This window comes from Candidatus Methylobacter oryzae (genome assembly GCF_003994235.2).
Classification (GTDB): Bacteria; Pseudomonadota; Gammaproteobacteria; order Methylococcales; family Methylomonadaceae; genus Methylobacter_A; species Methylobacter_A oryzae.
Map to the genome: position 1 here is coordinate 1 of NZ_RYFG02000058.1, position 7983 is coordinate 7983.

Annotated in this window: 10 protein-coding genes; 7 read left to right on the top strand and 3 right to left on the bottom strand. The window is 46.1% G+C overall.

Annotation, left to right across the window (positions count from 1 at the left end):
* The first annotated feature begins 227 nt into the window (after positions 1-227).
* From EKO24_RS06685 to vapC, 5 genes are all read left to right on the top strand, one after another.
* Complete coding sequence (locus EKO24_RS06685; RefSeq protein WP_127030711.1) at positions 228-545, top strand: hypothetical protein; 318 nt, start codon at positions 228-230, stop codon at positions 543-545.
* A gap of 27 nt (positions 546-572) precedes the next feature.
* The gene (locus EKO24_RS22345) at positions 573-737 is read left to right on the top strand and encodes a hypothetical protein (protein WP_154671584.1); all 165 of its coding nucleotides are present in this window, start codon (positions 573-575) and stop codon (positions 735-737) included.
* Entirely contained in the window at positions 721-951 is a 231-nt protein-coding gene (locus tag EKO24_RS06690; protein WP_127030712.1) for a hypothetical protein, read from the top strand. The genes EKO24_RS22345 and EKO24_RS06690 overlap by 17 nt, the downstream gene beginning before the upstream one ends.
* Before the next feature lie 151 nt (positions 952-1102).
* Entirely contained in the window at positions 1103-1336 is a 234-nt protein-coding gene (gene vapB / locus EKO24_RS06695; protein ID WP_127030713.1) for a type II toxin-antitoxin system antitoxin VapB, read from the top strand.
* Between the two features lie 5 nt (positions 1337-1341).
* Positions 1342-1758 (top strand): type II toxin-antitoxin system tRNA(fMet)-specific endonuclease VapC, encoded by a 417-nt coding sequence (gene vapC, locus EKO24_RS06700; protein WP_127030714.1) that lies wholly within the window; start codon positions 1342-1344, stop codon positions 1756-1758.
* Positions 1759-1953: 195 nt separating this feature from the next.
* Here vapC and htpG read toward each other — a convergent pair whose 3' ends face one another.
* On the bottom strand, positions 1954-3879 hold the full coding sequence (htpG, locus tag EKO24_RS06705) for a molecular chaperone HtpG (protein WP_127030715.1): 1926 nt from the start codon (positions 3877-3879) through the stop codon (positions 1954-1956).
* 104 nt (positions 3880-3983) lie between these two features.
* Here htpG and EKO24_RS06710 point away from each other — a divergent pair, with 104 nt between their 5' ends.
* A complete protein-coding gene (locus EKO24_RS06710) occupies positions 3984-5606 on the top strand; it encodes a tetratricopeptide repeat-containing response regulator (protein ID WP_127030716.1) in 1623 nt (540 codons plus the stop codon).
* 8 nt (positions 5607-5614) lie between these two features.
* Complete coding sequence (locus EKO24_RS06715) at positions 5615-6301, top strand: sensor histidine kinase (RefSeq protein ID WP_127030717.1); 687 nt, start codon at positions 5615-5617, stop codon at positions 6299-6301.
* 39 nt (positions 6302-6340) lie between these two features.
* On the opposite strand, the gene holA is transcribed toward EKO24_RS06715, so the two are convergent.
* Both holA and EKO24_RS06725 read right to left on the bottom strand, forming a co-directional pair.
* Positions 6341-7357 (bottom strand): DNA polymerase III subunit delta, encoded by a 1017-nt coding sequence (gene holA / locus EKO24_RS06720; protein ID WP_127030718.1) that lies wholly within the window; start codon positions 7355-7357, stop codon positions 6341-6343.
* A 1-nt stretch (position 7358) separates the two neighbouring features.
* Positions 7359-7856 (bottom strand): LPS-assembly lipoprotein LptE, encoded by a 498-nt coding sequence (locus tag EKO24_RS06725; RefSeq protein WP_241674422.1) that lies wholly within the window; start codon positions 7854-7856, stop codon positions 7359-7361.
* Positions 7857-7983: the final 127 nt, after the last annotated feature.

Consider the following 7983-nt stretch of genomic DNA (forward strand, 5'->3'; position numbering starts at 1 on the left):
CTTATTTTTCTTATCACGGGCGGGCCTTCCGTTGCCTAGGGTTAGTTCATGCCTCATATTCTATACCGGCTGTCAATGCGTAAGTTCTAGCAGATTAACAATTAAGTAATTCTTCGCAGATGTAGATTCGATAAGAGGTTCGTCTATAAAGAATTTACAAACTATAACTCTGAAAACCACTACAGCTAACATCGCAACTTTGACACTTAAGAAACGCTGGGAAAATTATGGAATTAAATAGCAATTGGCTAAGAACATCACTTGAAATAACAGGTGGATTTGAACCCGATGGCAATCCGTGGGCAGGAGTGTCAGGAGATTTTGACGCAGAGGGTATTTCCTGTGGAATTTTGCAATGGAATATCGGACAAGAATCGCTCCAACCTTTGGTAAAAGCCGTTGGTAAAGATGAGGTAATACGACTTGTGCCAGTGTACGGAAAAGCGTTTTTTGATGCTTGTAGCAGTTCGATTGCTCAAGGATTGGCAACAGTGCGCTCATGGCAAAGCAACAAATCAATGCTTCGGTCTGACATTAAACCCTAATTGCAAACATTAATAGGCAGTACGCTGATGAAAGAACAGCAACTTATAACGGCCAAGGGCGTGGGAAAACAAGCAATGTCCTTAGCCTCAGGCCGATGTACGTGGATCGACAACGCCAACACTGCACGAATTTTGCTGGTTCTTAGACTTACCCAGAATGGAGGATTAAAAGGCGTTGGAGAAGTTGATTAAGGCATTTATTCAACAGCATGCTCCTGACAAAGCAGATAATGTTATTTGTGAATGGCTTGGAAATGCGCCGTCTAATGTTTTTAGATTCAAAGATACTCGTAAGAATGCTATCGCATGGTGTGACAATATTTCTGCTGAAGCGCCGCCATTATTTGTATTGAGTTATCTTCGCGCCCAAAAGTCGCGCTCCGATGCGGTACTTAGTTTTGAATAGAAAAGGAACTATCGCTATCAAATCAGGCGTGGTCAATGGCGACAAAATAGATTTAAGCAGCCGCTTCAATTAAACAGTGGGCAGAAACTTGTCCACTCTGCCCACCTATTGATATATACTTCTGGCATCTATCTTTCAGAGGTGTAATATCATGCCAACAGCAAAACTTTTTCAAAACGGCCGGTCGCAAGCCGTACGATTACCCAAGGAATTCAGGCTACCCGGCAAAGAAGTCAAAATTTCCAAGCAGGGCAATAAAGTCATTCTAGAGCCTATCGAAACTTCCTGGGAACAGTGGTTTGAAGCGATAAACCAATTTTCCGACGACTTTATGAGTGACGGGCGCAATCAACCTGAACAGGCTCAAGAACGGGATTGGGGTTAGTCCGGATGACCCGCTATTTGCTGGATACCAATATCTGCATCTACTTGATCAAAAAACATCCGCCCGAAGTATTCGCCCGCTTTCAACAAATCCAGATCAAACAACTACATATTTCCACCGTTACCCTGTTTGAGTTGTACTATGGAATCGAGAAAAATAATTCTCAGCAACGCAACTTGGCGGCCTTGGAAAATTTTATCGCCCCCTTAACGATTGTGGATTTTACCGTTGATGCGGCTATCAAAGCGGCGAAGATTCGTAGCGACCTGCAAAAACAAGGCTTGCCGATCGGGGCCTATGACGTTCAAATTGCTGCGATTGCGTTGTCGGAAAACATGACTTTATTGACTAACAATACGCGCGAATTCGAACGGGCTAACGGCTTAAAACTGGAAAATTGGGTTGGAACACAAGCTATCTAAACGCAAATCAAAAAAGACTCACCCATAAAAAAGGCCGGATGTTATCCGGCCTTTTTTAATTCATCAGCGTTCGTTCCTTATGCTGAAACGGCCAAATCTAACTTTGGACTCCGGGAAATTCATACAATAGATGAAAATCCGTAGCAATCCGTCTTATCTCTGTCATCCGTGTTCTATAAAGCGCTTTCTTAGCTTTTAATGCAACAACCCCTGCAACAACCCATTCAACTTATGCACAAACGCCGCCGGATCGTCCAACTGTCCGCCTTCGCTCAAAATAGCCTGATCAAACAAGATATGAGTCAAATCCGCAAAACGGCTGTCGTCTTGCTCTTCTCTCATACGAACCACCAGCGGATGGGTCGGGTTAAGCTCGAATATCGGTTTTCTGCCCATTCCCATACCTAAATTCTGGCCGGCGCCTTTCATGATTCTCTCCATATTCAGGCTCATGCCGTAAACGTCGGCGACCAAACAAGCCGGTGATTCGGTCAAGCGATGGGTCAAGCGCACTTCGCTGACTTTCTCGCCCAGCACGTCTTTGATTTGCTTCAATACCGATTCAAAATCCTTGTTGACTTCTTCCTGGGCTTTTTTCTCATCTTCGCTGTCCAGCGCGCCTAAATCCAAATCGCCTTTCGCAACGGATTGCAAATGCTTGCCGTCGAATTCGTCCAAGCTGCCGACAAGCCATTCGTCGATACGATCGGACAGCAACAGGACTTCGATGCCTTTCTTACGGAAAATTTCCAGGTGCGGGCTGTTTTTGGCCGCCAAGTAGCTGTCGGCGGTAACGTAGTAAATTTTGTCTTGCCCTTCTTTCATCCGGCTGACGTAATCTTCCAGTGTCACATCCTGCTTGTCGCTATCGTTATAGGTTGAAGCAAAGCGCAACAATTTGGCGACACGTTCTTTATTACCGTGATCTTCAATCGGGCCTTCTTTGATAACCGAACCAAATTGAGACCAAAACTTTTCGTATTTTTCCGCATCCTTAGCCAAATCTTCCAACATACCCAAGACTTTTTTAACGGCGCCGGATTTGATCGCGCTGATTTGCTTGCTTTGTTGCAGGATTTCACGCGATACGTTCAACGGCAGCGAATCCGCGTCGATGATGCCCCTGATGAAACGCAGGTAACGCGGCATCAATTGCTCGGCATCGTCGGTAATGAATACTTTGCGGATATACAGTTTTACTCCGTGCTTGGCATCCCGGTCCCACAAATCGAAAGGCGCGCGCGACGGTACGTAAAGCAATAAGGTGTATTCATTGGTGCCTTCGACTTTGCTGTGTACATAAGTCAGCGGGTCTTGAAAGTCGTGGCCTACGTGTTTGTAGAATTCGTTATACGCTTCTTCGGTAATATCCTGACGGGCTTTGGTCCATAACGCGGAAGCCGAGTTAACAGTCTCTTCGACGATTTCCGCCGGTTTTTCTTCCTCGCCTTCTTCACCCTTAACCGCAGGGATTTCTTTGTCCATCACAATAGGCAACGAGATATGGTCGGAGAATTTTCTGACAATCGAGCGGATGCGGTAGCCGTCCAGGAACTCGCTTTCGTCTTCTTTCAAGTGCAGCACAATTTCGGTGCCGCGTTGGGCTTTTTCTACCGATTCCAATGTATAGTCGCCCTCGCCCGCGGATTCCCAGCGTACGCCTTGGCTCTTATCGGCGCCGGCTTTGCGGGTGGTTAAAGTAACTTTATCGGCAACGATAAATGCGGAGTAAAAACCTACGCCGAATTGACCGATCAATTCACTGTCTTTAGCCTGGTCCCCGGTTAATGCTTGAAAAAACTGTTTGGTGCCCGATTTGGCGATGGTGCCGATATGCTCTTGGACTTCGGCGCGGGTCATGCCAATGCCGTTATCGATGATGGTGATCGTGCGTTTGTCCTGGTCGAATTCCAGGCGGATTTTCAGCTCGCTGTCGCCTTCGTACAGGCTGTCGTTCGACAGCGCTTCAAAGCGCAATTTATCGGCCGCATCCGACGCGTTGGAAATCAATTCGCGTAAAAATATTTCCTTGTTGCTATATAATGAATGAATCATTAAATGCAGTAGATGCTTAACTTCAGTTTCAAATCCTAGGGTTTCTTTTTTTGCTTCAACAGTCATTTTTCTATTAATCCTGATTAATTATTAAGATTAAATCCAATATAAGGACGCATTGATTTTTTTCAAGCCCGAATCCAACAGATGAAATACCCGATTAATTCGTTATGGCTATAAACCTCTCGTCAAAAAAAATATTGGTCGTCGAAGATCAATCGATCATGCGCGAAACCATCAAGCATATTCTGGGTTCGTTCGGCGCCAGGCATATTATTGAGGCGGAATCCGGCATCAACGCAATAACGGCGATGAGAATAGACAAATTTGATATTGTGCTCTGCGATTACAATCTGCTCAGGGGAAAAAACGGCCAGCAGGTTCTGGAAGAAGCGAAATATCTTAAATTATTACCGGTTCATGCCATTTTTATCATGGTCACTTGCGAGCAGAGCCAGGACATGGTTCTTACCGCCATCGACAACAAGCCCGATGACTATTTGATTAAACCTTTTAACCGGATGCAACTGTTAAATCGCATTGAGCGCTGCTATGTTCGCAAAAATTACATGGCCGGCATTGAAGATGAAATAGAAAGCGGCAATCTTTATTCGGCCATACATAATTGCGAAAAACTGCTTGAGCAGGACGACAAAAAAATGCGTTTGCAATTATTAAAAACCTACGCGGAACTATCCATTAAGGTTGGCGACTTTAGAAAGGCGGAGGAAGTTTATCAGGATATTCTGCATGAAAGAGAGCTGCCTTGGGCCAGGTTGGGCTTGGGTGTTGTCGCGTTTTATCTAGGCTACTACGATCAAGCTATTAAGACGTTCCAAGACCTGATCGAGCAGTATCCTGTCATGTTGGAAGCTTACGACTGGCTGGTAAAAGCGCACGAATTGATGGGCAACGATGAACATGCCGTTTCTTCGCTTAATTCGGCCGTTACGCTTTCGCCTATGTCTATCTTAAGACAGAAGAAACTGGCTTTGCTGGCCGATAAAACCGAAAACTTCCCTGTCGCCAAAAAAGCCTATACCGCAACCATTAAGTTGGGCAAAGACTCTATACACGGCTCGTCCGCCGACTACTCGGGCTTGGCCAATCTGCATTTAAAAAACAACGCCGCCAACGAAGCGCTAAAGATATTGTATGAGCTGAACCAGCAATCTCATAACGACCCCGAAGCAAAGCTCAGGGCCGCCCTATTGGAAAACGAGATCCATCGTGTCAAAGGCAATAAGGCGCTGGCCCAGCAAGCTTATGACAAGGCATTAAAATTAAACGAACAATTTAACAAGCAGATACCCAAGGAATTACGCCTGGAAATGGCGAAGACTTTTTATCTGAATGGAAACGGCGAAGTTTGCGATGAAATTCTAGGCGATTTAATTAAAACCAATATCGACGACAAACTTTTTATCAAGGACGTAGTAGCGATGTGCAACAACGTTATCAGCGAGAATCATGCCGAAATACTGATTCAGCGCATTAAGAAAGAGCTGGTCGACATCAACAATAAAGGCGTTAGCCTGTTCCAGGAAGGAAATATCAAAGGGGCTCTGGCCGTTTTTGAAAAAGCTATTGAGAAAATGCCCGATAATCATACGATTATCCTAAACATGATCAAAATTATTATCCACGATATGAAAGTATCTAGGCCCAGCCTTGAAAAAATCACGAGAGCCCAATCATTTATCAATAAGGCGGTTCAATTAGGCATACCTCACAGTCAAATCAGCGGGCTGCAAATAGAACTGGATGCCCTTCAACAAAAAATCAACCAGTGAGCAACCCAATGTCCAATACTCCAATGTCGTCAATCGGCTTTTCCACTATTCTGGCATCTTCAGTTCACGACATAAAAAACTCGCTAACCGCTCTTCAGGCACTGCTCAGTCAGCTTGAAAGTGTCTACCAGGACCCCAAGCCAACTGAATTCAAGCAATTGGAATTTGAGACCAATCGCATGAACAATTGCCTGATGCAATTATTGATACTCTATAAAATCGATTTATCGCAATTCAACCTGTCGATAGACGAGTATAGCGTCGCCGATATGTTAGAGGATGTTGTGGCCCAGCAATCCACCTTATTATCCTTAAGTCATATTGAACTGATTACCGAATGTCACGACGATCTATTCTGCTATTGCGACAATGCCTTGATTACAAATTCTCTTTGCACCTTGGTCAATAACGCCCAGCGTTATTGTCACAGCAAAGTCCTGCTTTCGGCGGTCCAGGAAGATGATTATGTAGTGTTCTGCATTGAAGACGACGGCAACGGCTATCCAGAAAGTCTGACCGCATCCGATCACAAGCAACTTCCGCAAGCCGATTTGGCTAACGGCAATACTGGCCTGGGCCTATTCTTTACCGAAACAATCGCGCAATTGCACATCAAAGGCGATAAACGGGGTTTTATTACGACTGACAACAATAGCCAGCTTGGCGGGGCCAGATTTAGACTGTACCTCCCCTAAAAGCTGTCGCTGCCCGGCAACGGCTTAATATCGCCGCCCTCAGACTCCTTGCTTAGGCCCTGCAAATACCAGGCAAACAGCCAGCAATGTTTCCCAAGAATCTCCTGGCTGTTGGCCTTTTATCTGCCGATCCGCTTTTGCACTCAACGTCAGTATTCTATTCAGGTCGGTATCCGCCAGTCTATTCAACGCATCGCTAACCAGTGGCCGGCGCTTATCCCAAATTTGGTTATTTTTAAAGACCAGCGCCTTGTTTTGCCCCTGAGCCAAAGCCAGCTTAATTTTGATTAATGCCCTGGCTTCCCGCGTCAAAGCCCATAACACTACCGGAGCAGCAACGCCTTCCGCCTTCAGGCCCGACAGTATCTTGAAAATCCGGCCTACTTTGGCGGCCAGTACGCTATCGATCAGCTTAAACACATCAAACCTGGAACTGTCCGCCACCGCATCGAAAATTTGCTGGTTGCTGAGGTGGCCGGTACCGTATAGCACGTATAGTTTCTCAATTTCCTGAGCCGCGGCCAACAGGTTCCCCTCAATCCTGGAGGCCAAAGTTTTTATGCCTTCCGGCTCGGCCTTGAGTCCACGGCGCTGCATTCTTTGCTGCAACCAGTGAAGCAAATCCTGACCTTCCAACGGCCAAACCTGAACGACGCAACCGACTTTATCCAAAGCCTGGAACCAGCGCGCTTTTAACGAAGCGCCGGCTATCTTCGGCGAGGTAATTAATAACAAAGTATCTTCCGGCAAACGTTCGCAATAAGAGAGCAACGCTTTCGCGCCTTCTATTCCCGGCGTACCGGTCGGCATTCTTAAATCGATGATTTTTTTATCGGCAAATAGTGATAGAGAACCCGCCGACTCGGCTAATGCGTTCCATGAAAAGCCTGCATCGGCAACAAGAACCTCGCGGCTGTCGTAGCCCGCTTTCCGGGCCGCGGCCCGGATCGCATCGGCAGCTTCGCCGATCTGCAACGGCTCGTCGCCGCAGACAAGATAAACGGGAGCCAAGTCTTTTTGTAAAGCCGCAACGACTTGTTCTGGCTTAAGTCGCATGCTATTTAGCGTTGGCCTCTAATACGACTCTTGCGCGGTTAACGATGGCATGGACCGCCTGTTGATACATTTCTGTGCGTATCGTGGCTTCTTCATTATCCTTGGCAATGACAAATTGCTGGTCGTTGTAATACTCACGACTAATTTCAACAGACTGGCGCTCCGTCAGTAACGTATCTCTAGCATTGGCAAGTTCATAGTCCAGGCGATAAACCAGCTCAAACTCGTTAGATTTACCTCGGGTACTGAGCGACAGCACGCGCCTGTTAAAATCTTCGTTGAATATCTTAATGACGATAGCCGCTCCTTCACGAGAACTGCCAAGTTGGGCGGAAGATGCTTTTATGATTTGCCTGAATTGTTCGCGCAGAGGCTCGGACCCGCCTTCCACGTAAACCTTTTTCATATTTTCGGGCAATTGAAAAGCGCCGCGTAAATGATAGCCGCAAGCGCTCAATAACAAAGCCATAGCAACGATGGCTGCTTTTTTTGTTAACACACTTTTCCTCTTAGTCAATGAACATGGGGTACTGGCGGCTAAAGGCTAAAGGCTAAAGGCTAAAGGCTAAAGGCTAAAGGCTAAAGGCTAAAGGCTAAAGGCTAAAGGCTAAAGGCTAAAGGCTAAA